This window comes from Sporosarcina jiandibaonis (assembly GCF_013184495.1).
Taxonomy (GTDB): domain Bacteria; phylum Bacillota; class Bacilli; order Bacillales_A; family Planococcaceae; genus Sporosarcina; species Sporosarcina jiandibaonis.
In genome coordinates, this window is sequence record NZ_JAAOIY010000008.1 from 35017 (window position 1) to 60256 (window position 25240).

Genomic DNA, 25240 nt, shown 5'->3' on the forward strand with positions numbered 1-25240 from the left:
TAAAAAAATAATTCATTGTTACTGTCCAGAACGGCTACTTTATTGGCGAATGTATCAAAATAATTAATGTACTCTCATGTTCGAAAGTATGGTATTCATTGGTGGCTATATCCAAATAACCAAACTCTTGTGAAGTCCAATTCCTATCATCATCAAAATTGATAGAAAAAATTTTACCGTTACTATAAGTCGCATATCCGGGAAAGGTTTTTGGAGCCTTGTAGTTTTCAGTACTTTTACTTTCAATATCATATAGAATGTAATAGCCTTGCCCATCTTCTGTATCGGTCCATAATAATTTATTATCCTCTATATGAACAAAAGCATTATATAAGGAATAATCATTCATTTTTGCTACACTAATGGTTTCATTGGTGATAAGATTATGCAATTTAACTTCCACAGTAATTCCATCGTCAACCAATTGTGTCCAAGCGACATACTCATGATAGAGTTCAGGTGATAGAATGGTTAAATATTTAGGATTAGTTTCAGCAAGTGTCTGTATTTTACCGCTTGAACGTTCCATTGACAATATCTTTTCATAATATCCATCACTACTTGAATCAACCCAAATTAACCAGTCTTCATTCACCTGAGTCGCTTGCATAGAGGATTCATCATATTCCGATTCATACAAAACTTCTCTATCTCCATTATCAATATTATATTGAATCAATGTATCCACATCGAACGAATCACTTGTATTACGATTGATAGGAACAAACATTTCATCTCCTTGAATAACAGGATGATTGTAATTGGCAAAAGGTATTTCGATAACAGTCTCTTTCATTTCTTCCGCTTCTTTTATTTTTTCAGTTTCGACTTCCTTATTTACACATCCTGCTAAGAGGATAACCATGAGTGCGATGAATAGATTGATATGTTTATCCATTAATTTCCCCCTATCTGTATTAAGGCAGGACCAGATAAGATTATTATCACTAGTCGCTACCCATTCACCATTAGTAAGCCATTGCCATGTTAGTACCAGCTCTGTCTGCTTTGCCGTTTGGGGTAGTCGAACATACCGGAGCCCCCAAATCACCTATAGGTACTAAAACTTCGTTTAATTATCATTTAATTCCTCCATTTATAAAATAAGTTACAAGCGTTAAGGTGATAATAGCCTATATAGAATATTAAGACAATACAGAAAGCGGATAGAAAATACTGGAGGGTGTGAGATTATGGAAAAGAGGTTCGGTAAACAGATCATTGTTCTATTATCGTTGTTATTTATCTCGGTGGGATGCAACAAAAGCAACACAAAGATTGATGTAACTCAGCTAGTTGACATGGATACTCTCTCAAGAGTAATGGTGTATCCTATTTTGTGATGAATATATACCCGAAAGAATCCATGACGATGTTCCGTTTCTCATGTGACTCTGTATTTCCATCCGTAACTAAGTCAATCATGTTGTTCTCTGAACGATGAGAAAAATACGTAATTCGATTGTTGTTCCAATTATCATTCAATCGACTTTTACAATCCGAAATCAATTATATATTTAGGTTGGATTCCATATGGATTCAGTCTTTTTTGTGTTTGTGCAATTCTAATATACGCGTATAGCTATTTAAAATAATAAGCCGAGTTTTACGGTATCTCAACTTATCGCAACTTGGCGAAATTAATATATGATATCTTTCCGTATAATCCTTTCCATGATAGATACAATAATGAATGAGCTACAATAACGTACTTATATTCCAATGGTCATTACAATCATTCATTCAGATTGCGGGAAACTAATTTTTCGGGAAGAGGTAAGGTCGATGACTAAAAAAAGTATTAAAGAGGGTAGAAAGGGTATTGGCCTCGGCGCTACTTCCGCTGTTGCTTGGGGAGTCGATACAGTAATCATTGGCGTTATCATAGCGAGTACGCCATTTAAAGAGGCCGTGATGCTTGCTCCGATTATAGCTGCGTTCATGCACGACTTTTTCTCTTCAATATGGATATCTTTGTTGATGATTATAAAGGGCGAATTTTTAAATGTCTTAAAGCTGTATAAAACGAAAAGCGGTGCGATTTTAGTGTTAGGCGCATTGTCGGGCGGACCTTTGGCAATGAGCTTTTACTTTCTTGGTATTCAATATGCCGGAGTCACCTATGCGGCAAGTATTGCTTCTATATTTCCTGGCATAGGAGCGGTGCTTGCATTCTTTTTTTTGAAGGAAAAAATGAATAGAAGAACTTGGTCTGGTGTTGTGCTAAGTATCATCGGTGTCATTGTACTGGCTTATGTGCCAACGAAGTTTGACACCGAAAGCACCTTTTTCATCGGAATATTGTTTGCGTTGGGAGCTGCCATATTTTGGGGTCTTGAAGGCGTGATTGGCGCTTGGGGGATGAGAGGAAAAGACGTCGTACCGCTATATGCGATTAATATTAGGCAAATGACTTCCGCGCTCAGTTATGCAATCATACTTGTACCATTACTGCATGGCTATCCTTTAGTATTTGAAGCGGCAACATCCGATATCGTATGGCTTATCGTCATCGCCGGATTTTTAGGGACTGCTAATTATTCCTTATACTATTCGTCCATTAATTTAATCGGTGCCGCTAGGGGTCAATCTCTGAACAATACGTACGTATTTTGGGCAATCTTAACTGAAATTGTGTTTATTGGCACTCGGGTCAACTTCCAATTTGTCATAGGCGCAATCATCGTACTTATTGGGTCTATACTCGTTTCTGGAAATATAAAAAAGTAAAGAACTAATTGGGATAAGATATATTGTATGAACGGTGTCAGGGAGCGATTCAGGTACCGTTCATTACATGAACTTACTCCAATTAGTTGATTTTGCACACGTTTTCTTGAATTTAATAATTTAAGTGAATTACTAACGAACACTATTTGACATCATCTATTAACAGGAATTTTCCAGCAAAATGCAGTAGAAGCCTAGCTATCCCCATGTTCTATATCACCTGATCTACTTAGATTTACTTTGAACTCTTTAATGCTTAATATTAAAGTGTATACTAATAGAATGTTGCTATAGTTTGATAAAAATTACTTAAGCATGGTATATCTCTAAAGAAGCAGAGACATTTATGCTTTTTTATTTTGGAAACACCGTTTTAAGCTGGTGTCCCATCATGAAAGGATTTGAATTTAACAATGAAAGATAATTTTTGGCGTGATTTACCACGACCGTTTTTTGTGCTGGCACCAATGGAAGATGTGACGGATGTTGTTTTTCGCCATGTAGTGAGTGAAGCAGCTAGACCTGATGTGTTTTTTACAGAGTTTACAAACACAGAGAGTTATTGTCACCCAGAGGGAAAAGATAGTGTGCGCGGTCGTTTGACTTTTACAGAAGATGAACAACCGATTGTCGCCCATATATGGGGGGATAAGCCTGAATACTTCAGAGAAATGAGTATTGGCATGGCGGAATTAGGCTTTCGAGGTTTGGATATTAATATGGGCTGTCCTGTGCCTAATGTGGCATCGAAAGGGAAGGGAAGCGGCCTTATCCTGCGTCCAGAAGTTGCAGCAGAGATCATACAAGCATCAAAAGCAGGAGGTTTGCCTGTCAGTGTAAAAACAAGGCTTGGTTACAGCGATGTAGACGAATGGCATGACTGGCTAACACACTTATTGAAACAAGACATCGCTAATCTTTCCATTCACCTGCGTACAAGAAAAGAAATGAGCAAAGTCGATGCTCATTGGGAATTGATTCCGGAGATTAAAGAGCTTCGCGACCAAATAGCACCAGACACACTATTAACAATCAATGGGGATATTCCCGACCGTCAAACTGGTTTGGAGCTCTTCGAAAAATACGGTGTTGATGGGATTATGATTGGGCGTGGTATTTTTAATAACCCATTCGCCTTTGAAAAAGAGCCGAGAGAACATAGTAGTGAGGAGTTTCTAGATCTCTTAAGGTTACAACTTGACCTTCATGATAAATATTCAAAATTAGAATTACGTTCATTCAAAGCTCTTCATCGCTTTTTTAAGATATATGTTCGTGGGTTTCGAGGAGCTGCAGAATTAAGAAATCAAATGATGAGCACAGAGTCAACAGATGAAGTGCGTACATTGCTCGATAACTTTGACGGATAGAATATTGATTATACAGAGAAAGAGGAGAAGTTCCTTATATTTCAGGGGAAAGCGAGTGTCAGGTACAATGTAACAGACTTGCGTCTTGAAGCTATTCCAGGTGCATCGATAATATTTATAGTTACTGTACCTCAATATTAATAAATATTTAGTGTCTAAACAGGTTAGGCCATGCTTTACCTGGATATGGAGGAGTTGGCCTTTCAGTCTCTCAAGACACTACAACATATCTAACCCGATATAGTCTCAGTTTTCTACAACAAGATTCTGGGATTATTTTTTTTGACGAAAAGTCACAACGTTTTCTTTTAGACGAATCACAAAGTTTTGTCTGTACGTGACAAATTTGAGACTGTTCATTCCAAGGAATAATTAGGATTGATTATTCATCTAATAAAATACCATATGAAATCGTCCTACAAGATTGGACGATTTTTTTGTCTGGAATATGAAAAGGGCTGTTCCAGAAAATTGCTTTCACTGACTTTCTGGACGACCCCTCGTTATAGTGTAATCCATGATAATTGGTTTTGTGCTTCCGTACTGGGGGAATTCTCCCATAAACGCCATGTCGAGTTACACATTAAAGATTCAGAAAGTAGATTGTATTCTGTGAAACTATATGTTAAATTAGTTTATAATCAGTATTGAAGTTTGAACTTCATTTATTGAAATAAAAAATCCTGCACTTCAAATGGTGATCAATTATGAAATTTAAAGAGCTCGTGCATGAGCATTTCCATAAACTGTCGAAAAGTCAAAAGCTAGTCGCTGCCTACGTATTGGATCATCCCCGGAATGTCGCTGTGTCTTCGGCGCAGGAAATCGGCATGATAATCGGGGTGAGTGAAACGACGGTAATCCGCTTTTGTTATAGTCTTGGATTTTCCGGTTATTCAGAATTGCAAAAGACCACCCGGGAGCAACTATTATTCCAAGAAAGCAGTTTGTATACTTATCAACAATCCAAGCTTGAATTGGAAAAATCACCCCATTTCTATGAACAAGTGATGGAACAGGATTGTCGTTCCATTGTGGAAACAATCAAGCAGATCAATGAGACAGATTACGAAACGGCAATTACACATTTATCAAAAGCAGAAACGGTTTATATTTTGGGGCTTCGTTCATCCTACGCTGCGGCAAATTGGCTCACCTATACACTTGGGCTAGTCAGGCATGACGTCCGGCTCATTCGGATAGAGGCGGAAGATGTTATTCGAACGATTAGTACCATGAATGATCAATCTGTATTAGTTGCCATTTCTTTCCATCGCTATCTAAAAGAAACAATCCGTATTGCTGAGTTGGCCAGTGATCAGCAAGCCTATGTCATTGCGATTACAGACTCATTGTTGGCACCTGTTCAAGCGCATAGTGATGTGCTATTTCCCATTCATTCACCGAATAAATCCACACTTGATGCGACGACTGCTTTGTTTTCGTTTATGAATGCGATGGTTGCCGGGGTGTCCGTGAAGGAAAAAGATAACTTCGAAAAACGTCAAGAGACCTATCAATCTTTGAAAAGTGATTTCTTATTTGTGGAAGGGACGGAGAAACAATGAAATGGACATTGCGTTGGGCTTCGTACAGATATCGATAGAAAAAAAGGACGTGATTCAATGAATGCAAATATTACAACGCGCAAATTGGAGACAATTGAAGATATGCGTCTCATGCAATCCCTTGAAAAAACAGTATGGGGATCGGAGTCGATTCCAATCCATCAAACCTATACAGCAGTCACAAATGGAGGCCTAATGCTTGGCGCTTTCGACGGCGAGAAAATCGTCGGATTCTCATACGGATTTACTGGATTTGCAAATGGAAAAACGTATTTATGTTCCCATATGCTCGGGATCCATCCCGATTACCAGCTGATGGGAATCGGAAAAACGTTGAAGGAAGAGCAACGAAAATTCGCCATAGATATGGGTTATGACCTGATAACATGGACATTCGATCCGTTGGAAAGCCGGAACGCGTATTTGAATTTGTCGAAGTTATATGGGGTATGCGAAATTTATTTAGAAAATTGGTACGGTGAAATGGAAGACGGTTTGAACAAAGGATTACCTACTGATCGTTTTAAAATCGAATGGTGGATTACGAGTAAAAGGGTCGAAGAAAGCTATATTCCGACAATTGATCGTTTTGATCGTCCGTTTACGGTGGGAAGTTCCGAACAGGGAAATCCAATTCTAGAATGGGGTGAACGGGATATTCCGATCAACAGTGCCGGTATTGAAATCCCAATACCCGAAAATTTTCAGTTGATTAAACAAAATGAGCCGCAGCTTGCACTGGATTGGCGACTGAAAATTAGGGAAATCTTCCAAACGCTCTTCCGTGCAGAGTATGCTTTGGTAAGCGTCAATCGAACGACATATGGCATCCACTATTACCAAGTGGTCAAAAGAAATACAATCCCATTGAATACGAATGAAAGAGGAGAAATCGAATGATCATTCAAGAAATCACCATCCGTAAAATGAAAATGATGATGAAGCATCCGTTTACAACAAGTTTCGGTACATTACATGAAAAGGATTTTCTATTGTTAGAGGCGAAAGATGAGCTGGGCAATAGCGGCTGGGGTGAGTCTGTTGCATTCAACGCGCCTTGGTATAATGAAGAGACGCTTGAAACGAATTTGCATATCATCCAAGACTTTCTGATTCCACTCATATTAGGAAAAGAAATAGGACATCCCGATGAAGTGAGTGAACTTTTCAGCGCTATCCGTAAAAACAACATGGCGAAATCGACCGTTGAAGGGGCTATTTGGGACTTATATGCCAAACGGAACCAGATGACATTGGCGCAAGCTTTAGGCGGGGAGCGCGACAAAATTGAAGTCGGAATCAGCATTGGGATCCATGAACATATCGAAGATTTGATTGCAACCGTCCGTGGCTTTGTAGAGGAAGGTTATAAACGTATCAAGGTGAAAATCAAACCGGGATATGACGTCGAAGTGATGCGCGAGCTCCGGAAGCAGTTCCCAGACGTACCGCTCATGGCGGACGCCAACTCGGCTTATACACTGGATGATATCGAACTGTTGAAACAGCTTGACGCGTTTGACTTGACCATGATTGAACAACCACTTGCGTCAGATGATATTATCGACCATGCGACATTGCAGAAACAAATGTCTACACCGATTTGTTTGGATGAAAGTATTCATTCCCTTGAAGACTCGCGGAAAGCATTGGAACTCGGGAGCACAAAAATCATCAATATTAAAATCGGCCGAGTCGGTGGCTTAACGGAAGCCAAGAAAATACATGATTATTGCATGGAACGAAACATTCCAGTTTGGTGTGGTGGCATGCTGGAATCGGGCATCGGGCGTGCCCATAATGTGGCGTTGACGACATTGCCGAACTTCGTCTTGCCAGGCGATACTGCCGGTTCCTCCCGTTATTGGGAAGAAGATGTTATTGCGCCAGAAGTGGTCGTGGAAGACGGCTATATTACGGTGCCGAAAGCATATGGAATCGGTTATGAACCAAATTTCAATGCAATGGACAAGTTTACAATCGAAAAATACCATTTTAGCGCCGAATAATAAAGATCATGTGGGTGAACAAGCATCCACATGATTTCTTCCGGCTGCCGAATTCGGAAAATTTAAATATATCAAATGAGATCAGTTAGCAGGGGGAATGTTTATGAGAAAGAGTTTTCAAATTGGTGCAGCCTTTATTGGAGTCATAGTAGGGGCAGGGTTCGCATCAGGGCGAGAGATTCTACAATTTTTCACGAGTTTCGGGGCAATCGGTATTGCCGGTTCAATCGTTGCAACGTTTTTATTCGCATTTATTGGCATGAATTTGACTCAGCTTGGGAGCCGTTTACAAACAACATCTCATCAAAAAGTCATTTATCATATTTGTGGACGTTATTTAGGAATAATTGTCGACACCATTATTACGTTTTTCTTGTTCGGTGTAACAGTCGTCATGTTTTCAGGGGCCGGAGCCATTTTCGAACAGCAATTTGGTGTGCCAAGTGTCATAGGAAGTATACTCATGGCAGTGGTAACAATCCTTTCTGTTACACTAAATGTGCAAAAAGTGATTTCGCTCATCAGTGCGTTCACACCTTTTTTATTGTTGATTGTCATTGTGATTACCATCTATTCGGTCATCAATTTCGACCTCGCATCAGCAGATCTGCAAGCTGTCTCGGCTAGTCAAAATCGGGCTGCTTCTCACTGGCTGTTAGGGGCAGTTTTATATGTATCGTATAATATTGCTGCAGGTGCAGCGATGTTGACCGTCATGGGCGGGACAGTCAAGGATGAGAAAGTGGCGGCATGGGGGGGCATTATCGGGGGATTGGGTCTCGGTCTTCTCATTATCCTCATTAATGTTTCAATGCTGACACAGTTGAAGGATATTGCGTCCTTACCAATGCCGATGTTAGCGTTGGCCAATAGCATGAGCCCGGTCATGAGTACAATTTTTTCTATTATTTTACTTGGTATGGTCTACAATACCGCTGTCGGTATGCTCTATGCATTTACGGCGCGTACCATGAACCCGGAAACGAAAAAATTCAAAGGTGCCGTTGTCCTCTTCGGGGTAGCCGCATTTGGAGCGAGTTTTGTTGGGTTCATCACACTTGTTGGAACGGTCTATCCGGCAATGGGCTACCTAGGCTTTACGTTAATTGGTGCAATTGTCTTGGCTTGGATCATGAGAAAAAGAGAACAGCATAATGTGGGAGAGAACTGAGGCAGTCAATTTTGTCTGCCTTGAAATATTCGGGTTAATGAATTTAAATTATCTTACTCAAAATTATCCCGGTTTTCCTCAAAAGGATTCCGGGGTTTATCCGATATGCTTAATGGGGTATATTTGTTGGATTGTGACGAGAAGACTTCTAAAAGAGCATCGCATTAGGTACACTACAGGGACAAACTAGTTGGAGGAATTGCGATGAAGGTTATAATCGAATGGAGTTATCGAACACCTAAAGGAACGGAAACCGTCTTCCAATCGCATGAAATGAAAGCAGCTCATGCAATGCTCATTGCGGAAGATTTGGAGAGGACGGGACGTACGAAAACTTTAAAATTTATCGATCGATATGACAACTTGTGGACGATTAAGCAAATGAAGAGTTATTTAAAAGAAATCGAAACAGAGCCGCATAATATTATAGTCTATTTTGACGGAGGGTTCGACCAGACTACGAAGGCATCTGGATTGGGTTGCGTAATTTATTACGATCAAAATGGGAAATCGTATAGGCTAAGGCGAAACGCATCTGTTCTGGAGCTCACATCGAATAATGAGGCGGAATATGCAGCGCTACATCTTTGCATAAAGGAACTTGAAAATTTGAATGTCCACCATCTTCCGGTCCGATTTATTGGGGATTCTCGGGTTGTCATCAATCATTTGACCGAGGAGTGGCCGGCGATAGAACAGAACCTGTACAGTTGGGCAGACCGAATCGAAGCCAAAATGAAAGCCCTTAGAATTACACCGGAGTATGAGTTGGTATCTCGAAAAGGGAATACAGAAGCAGACAGGCTAGCTACACAGGCATTGAACGGGATTGAGATTACAGCAACGGTCGAAATCGAGATAGGGGGAGAAACGATGGGGGCTTTATTGGAACTAATAGGTTCTATTGCAACACTTATCATTTCTTCTATGAAAGATGTTACAGATGAAGAAATTGACCAGAACATCACATTTCTCAATAAATATGAATGGTTTCAATCATACTATGATAATGAGGAACACAAAAGATTAATAAGGGAAAATAATGATGTTCGATTTATCATTGGTCAAATAAACATTGAAAAGATGAGAAAAAATTCATATCGGAACAAATATAAAAAGAAATTAGAAGTAATACTACAAAAATAATCTTGGGTAACTTATTATGCTAACGAAGGCTTTAGCTAAAGAGCAGAAGATTAGTAGAAGAAGAAAATGTCGTGTTGGAACTAATGTTGCGCCAAAATCGATAGGTAAGAATCAGGAGCAAACGTCGTTATGGCGTCTGCTTTTTTTAAAGTAATGATTTGCGTATATGTTTGTGAAAAAGGCGCGGATATACTCGGGTATTTGTCGGATATAGTCATTAAATTTATGTATATCCGCCTTACTGCGTCGGATATATATATCACGATTTATTATTTACATGTTAAACTATAGGCTTAGAAACAGTAATCGTGTGATTGTATAGATGCGTGGATTATCGTGAATGTTTGTAATACATAGGTACCTGTCAAAAAATGAGTAGATAAACCTTAGATGATGTGTAAATTATTAACATTGCTTTGAATTATTTCGCATACATATATCAAAAACCATTAAGTAGAGGTATTGAATCGTATGAATGAAGAGTTACTAAAAAATGCTAATGCATGCTATCGATTGGCTGAGCAGGAGGCTACTCATTATTTTGAATCACTTTCCGTGCAGCTTTTGCAAAAGGCGTATATCGCACCCCTGTTAAAAGTGGATTTATATAGTGAATCGTGATCGTTGAAGGAACCCCTCACTAAGCATAGGATTTATATATAGAAAATAATAGGATGGTGCTTTAATGATTGGTATGGGCTACCGGACGATAAAGACTGCTGTAGGAGCAGGGCTGGCAATTTGGATTGCGAGTTTATTGGATTTGGAATTTGCAACGTTTGCTGCAATTATCGTTATTATGTGTATCGAGAAAACGAAGAAAAAGACATTAATTACAATGAATAAAAAATTCCTTGCCTCTCTTTTATCTTTGATTCTTGGTGCTTTATTTTTTGAGGTATTAGGTTATTACCCCATTGTCTTTGCCTTATTTATTTTATTATTTGTACCTATCCTTGTAAGAGTGGGTATCCAGGACGGTTTTGTCACAAGCATGGTCGTGGTATTACATGTTTATACGGTAAAGAATGCTAACTGGGCTATGTTTTTGAACGAGCTCTACATTATTTTCATCGGTATGGGAATTGCTCTTCTCGTCAACAGCTTCATGCCAAATTTCAAGCGAGATATTGAGACCTTTAAGAAGGAGATTGAACAAAAGTTTGAAGTTATTCTCTATGAATTCTCTGCCCATTTAAGGGATAGTGAGCGAAACTGGGATGGAAAAGAAATACTTGAGGTAGAAGATTCGATTAATCAATCCAAAAGCATTGCTGTTCAAGATGTAGAAAATCATCTGTTACGAAAACAAAATAAAGATTATTATTATCTGGAAATGCGAGAGAATCAACTGGAACTCCTAAAACATATGATGAAAATCGTTGCCATTGTCTCTTCATCGAGCTTACATGTCAAACAGAAAGAAATGTTTGCAGAGTTCTTGAAGAATTTAAGTCAGAACGTCCATTCAGGAGATACAACCGACATCTCATTAAATGAGTTAGAGGAATTAAAAGCATCGATCCGCAGGACGGAGTTGCCGAAGACAAGAGAAGAATTTGAAATACGGGCGAATCTATTTTATTTAATTTTTGAAATGGAAAACTACTTAAACATAAAGAAAAAACTTTTTACAAAAAGGAGTCGTTAGTATAGAAGAGAACTGATTGGTTGTAGCTGGAAGTGAATAGGTAACCCAGACTCAGTTTATTACGGTGCCAATTTCATGAAATAATTGAGTAACAGAATAGAAATGTTGACTCTGTGGTTTACCCAAATGGGTTGTACGTATAACTCCAAGGTGAAATCCACTCAATTTTACAACTTAATACAAAGGCAAAAGACACTTTTCCAAGATAGCGGAGAGTGTCTTTTTTATATGAGGTAGTCTTGTAAATAATGTTAATGAAAATTAACTTGTTTTGGTTTTCAGAGAGATTAAACCTGTATCCACTAGAAATTAGTCTGGGTTTATTACTATAATTTGGATAGCATTATATTAAGTTATAAATTTGTAATTCATTACTATTTAATAGAATGATATCCAATTAATTGTACAAGGTGTGACGTAATGAAGTGTTGTAATATGAACGTTTTATGAATTTTTTTAAAGGATTTAGTGAAGCTTTTGTGACGTTCTTTTTGGAATGTTGTTTTCGAGGAATCAATATATTAAAATTATTATTGTGTTGTGGATGATAATAATTCAATACCTAATTTAGTAAGCTGAAAAGCTTTTAAAATAATAGAAAGGGGTAACTCTCCATGAAAACCAAGTTGGCTTTTTATAGTTTGGTCATCAGTATTTTCGCAGTATTAGCGGGTTGTGAGCCAGTGATGGTCTTGGATCCAAAAGGACCCCAAGCTGAAACGACTGCTAATGTCATTTGGATTTCAATCGCGACGATGGCTTTTGTTGTTGTTGTTGTTTTCGGAATGATGGCATACATCGTATTTAAATATCGTGCTTCAAGACAGAGCCCTGATTATGAACCTCCACACATCGAAGGGAATCATCTTGTTGAATCGATTATTGTCGGGATTCCGGTTTTAATTATCATTTTCCTTTCTATTGTCACTGTCAAATCGACATATGAGGTGGAAGCAACACCTAAAGGATATGAAGATCAGAAACCATTGATTGTTTACGCTTCGTCTTCTGACTGGAAATGGCATTTCAGCTATCCGGAAGAAAATATCGAAACAGTAAACTATTTGTATATTCCGACAGATCGTCCAATAGAATTCAGACTGTACTCTTACGGCCCAATTACAAGTTTCTGGATTCCACAATTGGGTGGACAAAAATATGCCATGTCGGACATGGTCACTAAATTACACTTAGCAGCAACTGTACCAGGTGAATATATGGGAAGAAATGCAAACTTTAGCGGGAAAGGATTCGCTGAAAATATATTCGAAGTGAAGGCGATGCCTGAATCTGAGTTCGATAAATGGGTAGAAGACGTTAAATCTACTGCCGCGCCTCTTTCTGAAGAGAAGTTTAAAGAGCTATTAGAACCTGGGCACCTTGGACAAATGACATTTAGTGGAACTCACTTGAAATTCTTGCCTCCTCCTGAAGGTGAACATGGAGGCCATAACCATTAATAGTCTTTCAACACAATTAACTAAGAAGATCAAGTATTAAATTTCCGAAAGGAGTCTTACATGTATGGATTACTTTGATCGATTTGCTATACCTCATCCAAGTCCAGCGATCTACGCATCAATGGTTGCCATTGGTCTCACCGTAGTCGCTATAATTTTTGGCTTAACCTATTTTAAAAAATGGGGTTACTTATGGCGTGAATGGTTAACGACAGTAGACCATAAACGAATTGGAATTATGTACCTCATCTCCGCTTTAATTATGCTGTTCCGCGGCGGTGTAGATGCAATTATGATGCGAGCGCAAACAGCGGTACCAGATAATAAGCTGCTAGATGCTCAGCATTACAATGAAGTATTCACGACCCACGGGGTTGTCATGATTATATTTATGGCGATGCCGTTTATATACGCATTAATGAACGTTGTTGTTCCATTACAAATTGGAGCACGTGATGTTGCTTTTCCCCGTTTGAACGCACTCAGTTTCTGGTTGTTCTTTATGGGGGCAATGCTATTCAACATTTCGTTCGTCATTGGCGGTTCTCCTGATGCAGGTTGGACTTCTTATTTCCCGCTTGCAGGAAATGACTTCAGTCAATCTGTCGGGACGAATTACTACATGCTATCGATTCAAATCGCTGGTATCGGAACATTAATATCAGGGATTAACTTCACTACGACCATCTTCAAAATGAGAGCACCTGGAATGACATTGATGAAAATGCCAATGTTCACTTGGACAGCTCTAATTACGAATGCAATTGTTCTCTTCGCATTTCCCGTGCTAACGATTGCACTTCTATTGGGAACAATGGATCGACTATTTGGTACAAACTTCTTTACGATGACGAATGGCGGAATGGACATGCTCTGGGCCAACCTTTTCTGGGTTTGGGGACATCCGGAAGTATATATCCTCATATTGCCGGCATTTGGTATTTATAGCGAGGTCATCTCGACTTTTTCGCGACGTAACCTCTATGGCTATAAATCAATGGTCGGTTCGATTGTGATTATTTCGTTCTTCTCATTCTTAGTTTGGACACACCATTTCTTTACAATGGGTCAAGGACCGCTAACAAATAGCATTTTCTCCATCACGACGATGGCGATTGCGATTCCGACCGGTATTAAAATCTTTAACTGGCTGCTAACGATGCGAAAAGGGAGTATTAAATTTACCGTTCCGATGCTATACTCTGTAGGATTTATTCCGATTTTCACAATCGGCGGGGTTACTGGGGTTATGCTCGGTATGGCAAGTGCTGACTACCAATACCATAATACGATGTTCTTAGTGGCGCACTTCCATTACACAATTATTCCTGGTGTTGTTTTCGCAATGATTGCCGGCCTCACATACTGGTGGCCAAAAATGTTTGGCTTCATGCTTAATGAAAGAATCGGTAAATGGGCATTCTGGTTTATCGCGATCGGCTTTAACGTAACATTCTTCCCAATGTTCTTTACTGGTTTAGATGGGCAAGCGCGTCGGATGTATACGTACTCTGAGGCAACTGGTTTTGGTCCGTTAAATATGTTGTCGTTTGCCGGGGCAATTGTACTTATGATCGGTTTTGCTCTAATTGTCTATAACGTCTATTACAGTACACGTTACGCTTCAAGAAATATTAGTGCTGACCCATGGAATGCACGTACGCTTGAATGGGCTACGCATAGTCCGGTACCATCATATAACTTTGCGATCACGCCTCAAGTGAATTCGATAGAGGCGCTCTGGGATCATAAGAAAAAAGGTCAACCATTATTCAGTGGTCCAATTGAAAAAATTCATATGCCAAATAATAGCGGTGTTCCGTTTATTATGAGCTGCATATTCTTCGTATGGGGATTCTCTTTCGTGTTCAGCATGTGGATTCCTGCAATCATTACGACAATTGGAATTTTTGTATGTATGGCTCACCGTTCATTCGAGAAGGACGATGGATATTATATTTCTGTAAAGGAAATTGAAGATACAGAGAAAGAATGCGAGGTGCAAAGCAGATGAAAATAGATAACACGCTACCTCTCGAATATAGTACAGAACAAAATAGAATGAATGTATTAGGCTTCTGGATTTTCCTCGGAGCAGAAGTTATGCTGTTTGCAACCTTATTCGCAACCTATTTCACGCTAGCGCACCGTACAGGAAATGGGCCGTCGGGAGCAGAGATATTTGAAATCGCTCCAGTGCTCATTGAAACATTTTTATTGTTAACGAGTAGTTTTACGATTGGGCTTGGTGTACATGCAATGCGACTTGGTAGAAAGAATGCAATGATAGCATTCTTTGCTGTCACGTTGCTTTTGGGTCTCGCATTTTTAGGTGTAGAGATCTATGAGTTTACGCATTATGTCCATATTGGAGCAGGACTTCAAACAAGTGCATTTACAGCTATACTCTTAACGACATTAGGGACGCACGGCGCGCACGTTACACTCGGTTTATTTTGGGGATTATTTATCATCCTGCAAGTAAAAAAACGTGGTCTAACGCCCGAAACAGCTAATAAGTCATTCATCTTTTCGCTTTACTGGCATTTCTTAGACGTTGTCTGGATCTTTATTTTCAGCTTCGTTTACTTGAAAGGAATGATGTAAACATGAGTGAATTATTCCCGCGTAAACAAGTAATGGGCTTTGTCTTTTCATTGGTTCTTACCGCTGCCGCATTGACAGTCTATTTCATGGATTTGTCATTTGCTGTAGGCATGACAGTGTTGTTAGTTACTGCATTCGTACAAGCCGCAGTTCAACTAGTAGTGTTCATGCATGCTGGTGAAACGGATGATAAGGTCGCGATCTATATGAACATTTATTACGGCGTTGCGATAGCCCTCGTTACAATTTTTGGTACTTTACTAATTTTAGTTTGGGATATGTAATTAAATAATCCAAAGGAGCGCATAAAATGGCGCTCCTTTTTTAATTTATCTAAAAAAACCGTATTAACGTTGAAGATGTAATGGAAAACCTCGTGTTGTATGGAGGAATTGAAAATTAAATTCTCCCCTTTTCTTCTATCATGGCACAAAAGTAATTTCAACCTCGCCAATATCCGAATAGGTCACTCTATATGTACCTTCCTTCGCAACAAGTGGTGAAATAAAAGTACCCGAAGAAATAATCATATCCTTCTTCAAGATTTTATTTTTCTTAGCTAATTTTCGAGATAACCAAGCTACCGATAAGACGGGATTACCTAACACTGCCGAAGATAGTCCTTCACTAATTTTTGCTCCGTTATGGAAAAGTTCCATTTTAATATGCTCAAATTCGTTGAAAGGCAATGGTTCAATTTGATTAGACAAAACAACGAGACCTGTTGCTGTGTTATCACAAAGTAAATCAGGTAATGAAAAATTTGGGAACCAATCAACATATCGGGCATCTGGAATTTCTATCCCCGCACAAATTTTACTTTTACGAATGATCTCATCTTCATCGGCCTCAGCTGATAAATCTTCCGTCAAAACAAACATAATTTCAGGCTCAATTAAAGGAGCAAACAAAGATGATAAAGAAACAGCATCACCACTATTGGTAATATGCGTTGAAAGCAGCGTCCCGTAAGCTGGTTCGTCCGTGTTTGCAATTGCTTGGGTTTCGGCACTTGTCATACTAATTTTATAGCCTGTTATTTCAGCATTATGTAACTTGCATTTCTGGTTAATTAATTCTTCTTGTACTAAATATGAAGTTTCTTCGTCTAACGTATATCGATGACGGATAAATTCAATTGGCTGTTTTGTTTCGTGAGAATTAACCAACCTTCCAACAATTTCATCTACCAAACTTGTCATAAAAATCACCCCATTTTGAAATGTATAACTTTAATATACTGTATTATTAGATTTTCGTGAAGGGGTGAAAAGCTGACAGGTATGAGCTGTTGAAATTTCCTGATAAGATAAACGTAAGGGGGGATAAAGTGTTAACACTTAATCTTATTAGACAGAAAGGAAAATACTTCTTATGTTTAACTGCATTTCTTGTATTCCTGTCAGGATGTGGTAACACTCAAATAAATATCTCACAACCTGGGTCAATAGGTAATCCTACTCCAAAGGATTTTCTCAAAGATGCTGGTGCTGACATATTTGTTTTTGAAGGCATTGTCTATTCTAATGTTGAAGATGTAGATTGGGTAAAAGAATTAGATTATACGATAGGTGAAGAGGTCGGTGAAATAATCAAACAAACGGATAAAGCGATTAGTTTTGGAAATGGTACATCCAACAAACTACCTGTGGGAACAAAAATATATGACACGGATACACAAATCTACATCGCCATTGTAGATGATAAGGAGATAAGATATCTGCAGATGCTTGAAGGTTAATAGATGCAACTTCTTGATAAATACGAAGGGGGATTGGATATGGTTGGTTTGCTTAATCTCGGCAGCTTCGTGCTTGGACTAATTGCTTGGATACTTCCTGTTGTTAATCTCATGCGATATGGAAAACATGGCCGTCGGAATTGGGCCACTCTTTCCATTATGAGTCTCAGTGCTTGTGCAATTTCGCTATGATTCCAGATTATCTATAACTATAATCTGGTACAGATTGAGGATTGGTCTGCCCTTATGGATACAACAGGTGCTATGGCGTTTGCGGCGGCAGTTCTTCTGATTGTTACCATCACATTAAATGCCATTACACTAATTGTATATCGTGATAGAACAGCGAAGTAGGATCTCAATGTTAAGTAGATAATATCTTCTACAATTTTGGGCATCAAATTTTAATCTAAACTAGAATTGATTTTATATGAAAACGTAAAAACTGGAGTGTGATTATAGTGATAAATTTAAAGGATAAACCATTGCTCAAAGGAGATAAAGTCATACTTCGGCCATTTAAAGAGGCTGATTTTACATATATCGAGGAATGTTTACAGGATGCCGAAGTAATTAAACTGACAGGCAGCGATTCACAATATGACAAGGTATTTACGCAAAATTGGTATAATACGAGAAATGAACAAATCGATCGCTTGGACCTTGCGATTGTTGACCAATCTAAAGGTATTCTAGTAGGTGAAGTCGTCGCCAATTTGTATGATGAAAAAAGCCATAGCATGAATTTCAGAATTTTAATTGGACCAAGAGGAAGAGACCGAGGTTTAGGATCGGAAGCAACTCGACTTTTCATAAATTATTTATTTTCTCATACGACACTTAAGGCATTAACTTTAAGTGTTTTTGATTTTAATCCTAGAGCTAAGCGTGTTTATAAAAAAGTGGGATTTCTTGTGGATAGCATTGATGAAAATAAACTGGAATTTGAAGAGGAATGGATTGACTCGGTGAATATGAAGTTGACGAGAAAAGATTGGTTAAGAGGCATGAAAACTTCGCTTGAAACTTTCATTCTTTAAGAACGTTAAAGTATCAGGGATTCCATTGAATGGATAACAAAGGGGGAAGTTTTCAAATGAAAAAGCGGATATTATGGATGCTATTAATAATAAGTCTCTGCTTCAACGTGTACGCTATAGGCAAAGATTCTTGGGTAAGCATGTATACGCCAACACAAGAAGATCAGGTTATTTTGGGTGAGATGACGCAACTCGTTGTGGAAAGTGATGCTTATCAAAAACTTACTGAAACGGAAAAGGTTTATGCAATCACAACAGCGGTAGATCGTAATAAGGGCGGGGTTTATCCGTTTCATTATGACGTGACGGTTAGAACCGATAAGCAATCATATATTTTCAGCTGTAAGGACAAAACATGTTCGGATATGGAAATCGGTGGTTGGACTTTCTCGAGATATAGTGAGGATGATCCTGTATTACCACTCAAAAAATAGATGGAACTGGGGTGCATGAATTTACATTTCGTCTAACTGGTTAAGTAAACGTGTATAAACTGAGTAATATATCAAACAATACCAAGGATAAAGAAAAAGAAGGTTGTGACCTCCTTGGTTCAAAAGAGTCTTTTTATTCTCTTCATTATTGCTTATCTCTTTCCATCCTTAACAGGTTTTGAAAAAACAAATGCAAACACAGTATCAGCAATATTAACCGCCAAAGTAACAACAACTTCTGAAGAACATAGTACACCCATTAATAACGCCCAAATTATTGTGATAAATTCATCAGGTGGAATCGTCGGAACAGAGCTAACAAATTCTGAAGGTGAAGTAAACATACCTGTTACAGTTCAGAAAGACCCTAGGTTTCCAATGAAAAAAATGGGAGAAGTCACTGTCATCGCTGTTGCGAATGGGTATAACGAGTATGTCGATTTCAATGTTCCAATTAATGAATTCGATGATAATACAGGCACAGTTTTTATACCGCTTTGGAGTATAGATCCGACTAGACGAAATGAACCGCAATATCTCAACGGGAGTTTTCATCGTTTTACAGTTTTTGAAATGCTTGATTATTATGCTGAGAAAATAGGGTTGAAAAGGCAAGAAATAAAAGTGGATATTGGAAAAGAACCGCCTTGGAGTCCCGATTTAAAAGTTGATTAAACGTATACGAAAATAAAAAGCATCGGTGCTATAACCGATGCTTTTTAGTCGTTGAAGTTCAAAGAAGGAAAAATCCAATCCCCATAATTAAATAAGCCGCGAAAAGAATCAACCCCTCAAACCAATTCGACTCACCATCATTACTGAGATTAATAACAAGAAGCGTCGCGGTGATCATTGCGACCAATTCAGGTACCGTAAAAACAAGTGGCATCGGTTCGGGCATTAACAGTGAGACAAGGACGAGCACGGGTGCGACGAACATAGCGACTTGCAATGTCGAGCCGACAGCAATCTCAACCGTGACATCCAACTTGTTCTTCATCGCCATCGTAATGGCAGAGAAATGTTCCGCCGCATTCCCGATGATTGCAACGACAATAACACCGATGAATAACTCCGTCCATCCGAATTTCTCGCCAATCGTCTCAAAGGTCTGGACCAGCTGTTCCGATACAAATGCGACAGCCACCGTCGATAGTAAAAGAACCCAAATCGACTTGCGTTTCGTCCACTCCGGTATCTCCGTTTCGACTTCCTCCTTATCCGAGGAACCGAAAACACCCCGGTGCGTGACGAGCTTAAAGAGTAAGCCCGCGAGATAAAGGGTAATTAGAATGACTGATATGCCGATACTCAGGCTTAACGTTTTCTGTTGATCCAACGTCATCGAAAACATCTCCGGAATGACAAATGCGACAATGACAGCGAAGATGAGTAGCCCCGAATTATAGCGGGCATCATGGATACTGAAATTTTGGCGCTTAAACTTGAGTCCGCCTGCAAAAAATGAAAGGCCAAGCACGAGCAGAAGATTCCCAAGAACGGATCCGGTGAGTGACGCCAAAACAATACCAATCATTCCGGCTTTCAAAGTGAAAATCGAAATAATCAGCTCAACCGCATTCCCGAAAGTAGCGTTCAACAAACCGCCCACCCTAGGACCACTCACAATGGCCAAGCTTTCTGTCGCCCTTCCTATGTATCCCGCCAGCGCGATGATATTCAAGCAACAGAGAAAGAACATCAATATGTCATTCCAAGTCAGGATTGCGCCCGCAATGACAAGCGGTATGCCCGTGAAAATAATAATGGCGAATAATCGATTCAATAAAACCACCTCTTTGGATCTTTAGATAAAGTATTCCCTTACGGAAAAATTAAAAACACTTTTATGATTTCTTTCTCATTCGGGGTATATTCCTATTGCAATAAAAATATAGTTATAATCAGTAATTATTTATTGCTATTCGATAAACCCTATGCTAAAATAAAATTAACAATAAATAAGTGAGGTGCTTTTTAATGAAACAAGGTTCAACACTCTTTTTAAAAATAGCTGTTTTTCTTATCGGAGCTCCAGTTCTTGCTCTCGGTATATTTGGGGTGACTTACTTAGTGAATAATCCTGCCAATCCAAATTATGCCCATATACTCTATCCGATAGTAATAGGCATGTATATCTCAATAATCCCGTTTTTCGTTGCATTGTACCAGGCATTTAAACTTTTGAGCTATATTGATAAAAGCCAGGCTTTCTCCGATTTCTCTGTGATAGCTCTAAAGAAAATTAAATTGTGTGCATTGACGATCAGTGGCTTGTATGTGGTAATTTTACCATTTGTATATCTCGTCGCAGAGCTAGACGATGCACCGGGGCTCATAATTATTGGAATGGTTCCTATTTTTGCTCCAATGATAATCGCCGTCTTTGCTGCTGTTCTTCAAAGACTCTTACAAGAAGCGATTACTATAAAATCTGAAAATGATTTAACGGTCTGAGGTGAATGATATGGCAATTATAGTAAATGTTGATGTCATGCTAGCTAAAAGGAAAATGAGCGTAACAGAACTTACGGAGAAGGTCGGAATCACGATGGCGAATATTTCGATACTGAAAAATGGAAAGGCAAAAGCGATTCGATTTTCTACTTTAGAAGCGATATGTGAAGCGCTAGACTGTCAGCCTGGAGATATTTTAGAATACAAAAAGGGCGAAGATACTCAAGGCTAATTATGAGGTATGAGGTGTTTTGATACCGCCTATTTTACAGGCATAAAAATAGTTAAGGTGAGGATTATGATCACGGATAAAAAGATTTATATCCTTTTAACAGATACAGAAACGTTATTAACAAGACTGATTAAGTTCTATACGAAAAAACCCTATAATCATGCCTCAATCGCCTTCGATGCTGAGTTAATTGAGGTATATAGTTTTGGGAGAAAAACAGCGAAAAATCCTCTTATTGGGGGATTCGTTAGAGAAGATATTCATTCGGTCATATTTAGACAGGCAGATTGTGCTATCTATTCTTTAAACATAACAAATGATGAATTTCAAAAGATGTATCAATATATTCAAGAAATAGCTTCCAATAGAGAAAAATATCGCTACAATTTCATAGGATTATTTGGGGTGCTATTTAAAAAGCCGATTAAAAGAAAGAATGCTTTCTTCTGTTCTCAGTTTGTGGCATCTGTCCTAAAGGAAAGTAAGATCATTGACTATGCAGAAGAGGATCTTTCACTGGTTAAACCAAGTGACTTGACTCATTTAGCGAATTTCGAGTTGTTGTTTGAAGGTGGATTAAACGATTATCCAAGAGGCATAAATGAAAAAATCCATGTCCCTTATCAATTAGTTCCGATTGAAATATAATTATGTGCGCCTATTAATGGCGTGCTAAGATCAAATTAATAATAAATATGTGAGGTGCTTTTTATGAAACGAGGTTCAACACTCTTTTTGAAGATAGCTGTTATTCTAATGGGAATTCCTGTTCTGGCTTTGTGTCTATTTTTATTGCCACAGATAGCGAATGAAGCAAATGAAGCAGCGGCAAGAGGTTCAGATTTGGCTTTTGTGGTATACGGCATTTTAATGATTATGTATATTTCAGCAATCCCGTTTTACTTTGCTTTGTATCAATCTTTTAACCTTTTAAGTTATATTGACAAGAACCAAGCTTTCTCGGAACTATCCGTAGGAGCTCTAAAAAAGATCAAAAACTGTGGCATCATAATCAGCGGCTTGTATGCGGTAGCCCTGCCATTCGTCTTTATCATGGCGGAGGTAGACGACGCTCCAGGTCTAGTAATAGTTGGAATGGTTCCTATATTTGCTTCCATTGTAATCGCCGTCTTTGCAGCTGTTCTCCAAAGACTTTTACAAGAAGCGATTACCATAAAATCCGAAAATGATTTAACGGTCTGAGGTGAATGATATGGCAATTATAGTAAATGTTGATGTGATGCTGGCTAAAAGGAAAATGAGTGTAACAGAACTTACGGAGAAGGTCGGAATAACGATGGCAAATATTTCGATACTGAAGAACGGAAAAGCGAAAGCGATTCGATTTTCTACGCTAGAAGCTATATGTGAGGCGTTAGATTGTCAGCCCGGAGATATTCTAGAATATCGAAAAGAGGAAGTTACCCAAGATTAACTAGAAAGTTATTCATCGGTGTATCAATACCTTTGGAGGTACGAACTATGAGAGCACTAAAACAATTTGTTCGTTTTGGATATGAGCAGGCCCTATCATGTTTGTTTCCCGCCGTTATTTTCGCCTCTTTGGCTATCACGCAAATCATTCCACTTCCATTTCTGCCGAGGTATGACTGGATTCTGATCATCTGTTTGTTGATGCAATGGTGGATGGTGAGTTCTGGGCTTGAAACGCGGGATGAACTAAAGGTTATTTCATTGTTCCACCTTATTGGACTCGCACTAGAAATTTTCAAGGTCAATATGGGATCGTGGTCTTATCCAGAGGAAGGCTATTTCAAGATATTTGGAGTGCCTTTGTTCAGCGGGTTCATGTACGCAAGTGTTGCAAGTTATCTTTGTCAGGCGTGGCGGAGGTTCGAGGTTGAACTAGTTCAGTGGCCGCCGTTTTTAGTAGTTGTACCACTTGCAGCCGCGATTTACTTGAATTTTTTCTCCCACCATTACTGGATTGACGTTCGTTGGTGGTTATCTGCACTTGTCGTTATCGTCTTTTGGAAAGCCTGGGTCATATACGAAGTTGGAGGAACTCGTTACCGGATGCCGCTCGTATTCTCTTTTGTGCTCATCGGATTTTTTATATGGGTAGCCGAAAACATCGCGACATTCTTTGGCGCTTGGCAATATCCAAACCAAACCGCTGCATGGAGTCTCGTTCATCTAGGAAAGGTGAGTTCATGGCTATTATTGGTGATTGTTAGCTTTCTAATAGTAGCGACGTTAAAACGGGTTAAGGGGAAAATTCCAGTCGGTAAAGATGCTAGGCAATTTTTATAACTATTTTAAAGTCGGATTCTTATCTTAATAAGGAATTCGGCTTTTTTGGTTGATTTTTGCTCCCTCTAACCTTGTGATGAGCATCCAATATCGCTCCGAGTATTCGCGATTAGGTAAACAATTGAAAGCGAATATGGAGCCGGGGTAGCAATTTATGCATTACTACTCGTTGTAGGGGCAGCGGTTTTCAGCGTACAGGTTTTGGCACTTTCGTATGTTTCTAACTATTATTCTTCGGAAGTAAGAACAACAGCGGTAGATACAACGATGGGCTTTGGTCGTATGGGGGAATTGTTGCGCCAACCCTAATTGGATTGTTATTAACAATGAAGCTTTCGCCACAATTTAACTTTGCGGCGATTGGAGTAGTTGCTGTATTGGGTGGTTTGGCAATGATATTTATACAAGAAAGACATGCTGATTATAGTAGTCATGTTGAAAAAGAAGTAGTTAATAGAAATGGTGATAAAATAATTGCAAAGTCTATAACTGAATAATACAATGTAATTAATCATTCCTGAAAAGTATTCTTTTGGGGGATGATTTTTTCGTTATTAAAAGTAAAACAAAGAGAATGTTGACATGCTAAAAAAAACGTGTTAATATTACCTTGAGTTCAAGATACTTGGATTCGAGGTAGTTGTTTTGGAGGTAATCATATGAAGGGAAAATGTGCGAACCACGTGTATCAGTAGTAATGAGAACAAGCTAATCAATTCAAGAGCGAATCAGGGAAGCATAATTTTTTTGTGGAAAAATACCTTGAGTTCGAGGTAAAAATGAAATTGATTTGTTTGTTCGCGTCAATGGTGTAAAAAAACACTGAGGTTGGATGGAATATATTTGCATCACAGATTTATGCAGAAGCATTTGGATTAAGGCTTGTTAAAATAAAAAATATTTGGAGGTAAAGTTAGTTATGATTAAAAATGGATTAGGAGCTCTTATTTTACGTGTAACATTAGGTGTATTATTTTTCATTCATGGGTTAGTGAAATTCCAGGGAGGAATAGGTAATACTGTAGGATGGTTTGATAGCATTGGCATACCAGGAGTTATCGCGTATGTTGTGGCATTAATTGAGTTAGTTGGCGGAGTTGCATTAGTCATTGGCTTAGGAACCCGATTTGTATCTGCCCTGATTGCAATCATTATGGTTGGCGCAATACTGAAAGTTAAGCTCGCGGTAGGTTTATTAGGAAATGGAGAAATGGCGGGGTATGAGCTCGATCTAGCATTTTTAGCAATGGCAATCTATCTAGCCATCAATGGCAGTAAGTTATTATCAGTAAGTCAATTCATTTCTCAAAAAGATTCGAAAGACTTAACAAAAGCTGCCTAATAACAAAT

Annotated in this window: 28 protein-coding genes and 1 pseudogene; 26 read left to right on the plus strand and 3 right to left on the minus strand. The window is 38.7% G+C overall.

Annotation, left to right across the window (positions count from 1 at the left end):
• Positions 1-34: 34 nt before the first annotated feature.
• A complete protein-coding gene (locus G8782_RS16580) occupies positions 35-898 on the minus strand; it encodes a hypothetical protein (RefSeq protein WP_172373261.1) in 864 nt (287 codons plus the stop codon).
• Between the two features lie 887 nt (positions 899-1785).
• On the opposite strand from G8782_RS16580, the gene G8782_RS16585 reads away from it, so the two are divergent.
• The 13 genes and pseudogenes from G8782_RS16585 (at position 1786) to qoxD (ending at position 15996) form a co-directional block, all read left to right on the plus strand.
• Positions 1786-2730 (plus strand): DMT family transporter, encoded by a 945-nt coding sequence (locus G8782_RS16585; RefSeq protein WP_172373263.1) that lies wholly within the window; start codon positions 1786-1788, stop codon positions 2728-2730.
• Positions 2731-3143: 413 nt separating this feature from the next.
• Complete coding sequence (locus G8782_RS16590) at positions 3144-4100, plus strand: tRNA dihydrouridine synthase (protein ID WP_172373265.1); 957 nt, start codon at positions 3144-3146, stop codon at positions 4098-4100.
• A 707-nt stretch (positions 4101-4807) separates the two neighbouring features.
• The gene (locus G8782_RS16595; protein WP_172373267.1) at positions 4808-5668 is read left to right on the plus strand and encodes a MurR/RpiR family transcriptional regulator; all 861 of its coding nucleotides are present in this window, start codon (positions 4808-4810) and stop codon (positions 5666-5668) included.
• A 57-nt stretch (positions 5669-5725) separates the two neighbouring features.
• Positions 5726-6568, plus strand: coding sequence for a GNAT family N-acetyltransferase (locus tag G8782_RS16600; RefSeq protein WP_172373269.1), 843 nt, complete (start codon positions 5726-5728; stop codon positions 6566-6568).
• Entirely contained in the window at positions 6565-7677 is a 1113-nt protein-coding gene (gene menC / locus G8782_RS16605) for an o-succinylbenzoate synthase (protein WP_172373271.1), read from the plus strand. Before G8782_RS16600 ends, menC begins: the two co-directional genes overlap by 4 nt.
• A 103-nt stretch (positions 7678-7780) precedes the next feature.
• A complete protein-coding gene (locus tag G8782_RS16610; RefSeq protein WP_172373273.1) occupies positions 7781-8848 on the plus strand; it encodes a YkvI family membrane protein in 1068 nt (355 codons plus the stop codon).
• 204 nt (positions 8849-9052) lie between these two features.
• A pseudogene (locus G8782_RS16615) lies at positions 9053-9703 on the plus strand (reverse transcriptase-like protein); the annotation flags it as partial.
• Between the two features lie 762 nt (positions 9704-10465).
• On the plus strand, positions 10466-10615 hold the full coding sequence (locus G8782_RS16620; protein WP_172373277.1) for a hypothetical protein: 150 nt from the start codon (positions 10466-10468) through the stop codon (positions 10613-10615).
• Between the two features lie 64 nt (positions 10616-10679).
• Positions 10680-11645: an aromatic acid exporter family protein gene (locus G8782_RS16625; RefSeq protein ID WP_172373279.1), complete on the plus strand. Its 966-nt coding sequence runs from the start codon at positions 10680-10682 to the stop codon at positions 11643-11645.
• Positions 11646-12259: 614 nt separating this feature from the next.
• Complete coding sequence (qoxA, locus tag G8782_RS16630; RefSeq protein WP_172373281.1) at positions 12260-13105, plus strand: cytochrome aa3 quinol oxidase subunit II; 846 nt, start codon at positions 12260-12262, stop codon at positions 13103-13105.
• 64 nt (positions 13106-13169) lie between these two features.
• The gene (gene qoxB / locus G8782_RS16635; RefSeq protein WP_172373283.1) at positions 13170-15119 is read left to right on the plus strand and encodes a cytochrome aa3 quinol oxidase subunit I; all 1950 of its coding nucleotides are present in this window, start codon (positions 13170-13172) and stop codon (positions 15117-15119) included.
• Positions 15116-15712 carry a cytochrome aa3 quinol oxidase subunit III gene (gene qoxC / locus G8782_RS16640; RefSeq protein ID WP_172373285.1) on the plus strand — a complete coding sequence of 199 codons (597 nt, stop codon included), beginning with the start codon at positions 15116-15118 and terminating at the stop codon, positions 15710-15712. The genes qoxB and qoxC overlap by 4 nt, the downstream gene beginning before the upstream one ends.
• Before the next feature lie 2 nt (positions 15713-15714).
• Complete coding sequence (qoxD, locus tag G8782_RS16645; RefSeq protein ID WP_172373287.1) at positions 15715-15996, plus strand: cytochrome aa3 quinol oxidase subunit IV; 282 nt, start codon at positions 15715-15717, stop codon at positions 15994-15996.
• Positions 15997-16134: 138 nt separating this feature from the next.
• Here the strand turns inward: qoxD and G8782_RS16650 are convergent, their stop codons facing one another.
• Positions 16135-16914, minus strand: a complete 780-nt coding sequence (locus G8782_RS16650; protein WP_172373289.1) for a 2-keto-4-pentenoate hydratase — start codon at positions 16912-16914, stop codon at positions 16135-16137.
• Positions 16915-17042: 128 nt separating this feature from the next.
• Between G8782_RS16650 and G8782_RS16655 the strand changes: the two genes are divergently transcribed.
• From G8782_RS16655 to G8782_RS16675, 5 genes are all read left to right on the plus strand, one after another.
• A complete protein-coding gene (locus G8782_RS16655; protein ID WP_343035087.1) occupies positions 17043-17453 on the plus strand; it encodes a hypothetical protein in 411 nt (136 codons plus the stop codon).
• A 3-nt stretch (positions 17454-17456) separates the two neighbouring features.
• Positions 17457-17645, plus strand: coding sequence for a hypothetical protein (locus G8782_RS18730; RefSeq protein WP_343035088.1), 189 nt, complete (start codon positions 17457-17459; stop codon positions 17643-17645).
• A 269-nt stretch (positions 17646-17914) separates the two neighbouring features.
• On the plus strand, positions 17915-18493 hold the full coding sequence (locus tag G8782_RS16665; RefSeq protein ID WP_172373290.1) for a GNAT family N-acetyltransferase: 579 nt from the start codon (positions 17915-17917) through the stop codon (positions 18491-18493).
• A 56-nt stretch (positions 18494-18549) separates the two neighbouring features.
• Positions 18550-18927 carry a hypothetical protein gene (locus G8782_RS16670; protein WP_172373291.1) on the plus strand — a complete coding sequence of 126 codons (378 nt, stop codon included), beginning with the start codon at positions 18550-18552 and terminating at the stop codon, positions 18925-18927.
• 114 nt (positions 18928-19041) lie between these two features.
• Positions 19042-19602 (plus strand): hypothetical protein, encoded by a 561-nt coding sequence (locus tag G8782_RS16675; protein ID WP_172373292.1) that lies wholly within the window; start codon positions 19042-19044, stop codon positions 19600-19602.
• A 58-nt stretch (positions 19603-19660) separates the two neighbouring features.
• Here G8782_RS16675 and cax read toward each other — a convergent pair whose 3' ends face one another.
• Complete coding sequence (gene cax, locus G8782_RS16680) at positions 19661-20722, minus strand: calcium/proton exchanger (protein ID WP_343035089.1); 1062 nt, start codon at positions 20720-20722, stop codon at positions 19661-19663.
• 185 nt (positions 20723-20907) lie between these two features.
• On the opposite strand from cax, the gene G8782_RS16685 reads away from it, so the two are divergent.
• The 8 genes from G8782_RS16685 (at position 20908) to G8782_RS16720 (ending at position 25232) form a co-directional block, all read left to right on the plus strand.
• Complete coding sequence (locus G8782_RS16685) at positions 20908-21384, plus strand: DUF2975 domain-containing protein (RefSeq protein WP_172373294.1); 477 nt, start codon at positions 20908-20910, stop codon at positions 21382-21384.
• Between the two features lie 10 nt (positions 21385-21394).
• On the plus strand, positions 21395-21616 hold the full coding sequence (locus G8782_RS16690; protein ID WP_172373295.1) for a helix-turn-helix domain-containing protein: 222 nt from the start codon (positions 21395-21397) through the stop codon (positions 21614-21616).
• Positions 21617-21682: 66 nt separating this feature from the next.
• Positions 21683-22264, plus strand: a complete 582-nt coding sequence (locus tag G8782_RS16695; protein ID WP_216667915.1) for a hypothetical protein — start codon at positions 21683-21685, stop codon at positions 22262-22264.
• 63 nt (positions 22265-22327) lie between these two features.
• Complete coding sequence (locus G8782_RS16700) at positions 22328-22819, plus strand: DUF2975 domain-containing protein (RefSeq protein ID WP_172373296.1); 492 nt, start codon at positions 22328-22330, stop codon at positions 22817-22819.
• A 10-nt stretch (positions 22820-22829) separates the two neighbouring features.
• On the plus strand, positions 22830-23051 hold the full coding sequence (locus G8782_RS16705) for a helix-turn-helix domain-containing protein (protein WP_172373297.1): 222 nt from the start codon (positions 22830-22832) through the stop codon (positions 23049-23051).
• A gap of 47 nt (positions 23052-23098) precedes the next feature.
• Positions 23099-23890: a DUF817 domain-containing protein gene (locus G8782_RS16710; RefSeq protein WP_172373299.1), complete on the plus strand. Its 792-nt coding sequence runs from the start codon at positions 23099-23101 to the stop codon at positions 23888-23890.
• A gap of 326 nt (positions 23891-24216) precedes the next feature.
• Positions 24217-24387, plus strand: coding sequence for a hypothetical protein (locus G8782_RS16715; RefSeq protein WP_172373300.1), 171 nt, complete (start codon positions 24217-24219; stop codon positions 24385-24387).
• A gap of 422 nt (positions 24388-24809) precedes the next feature.
• On the plus strand, positions 24810-25232 hold the full coding sequence (locus G8782_RS16720) for a DoxX family protein (protein ID WP_172373302.1): 423 nt from the start codon (positions 24810-24812) through the stop codon (positions 25230-25232).
• Positions 25233-25240 lie beyond the last annotated feature (8 nt).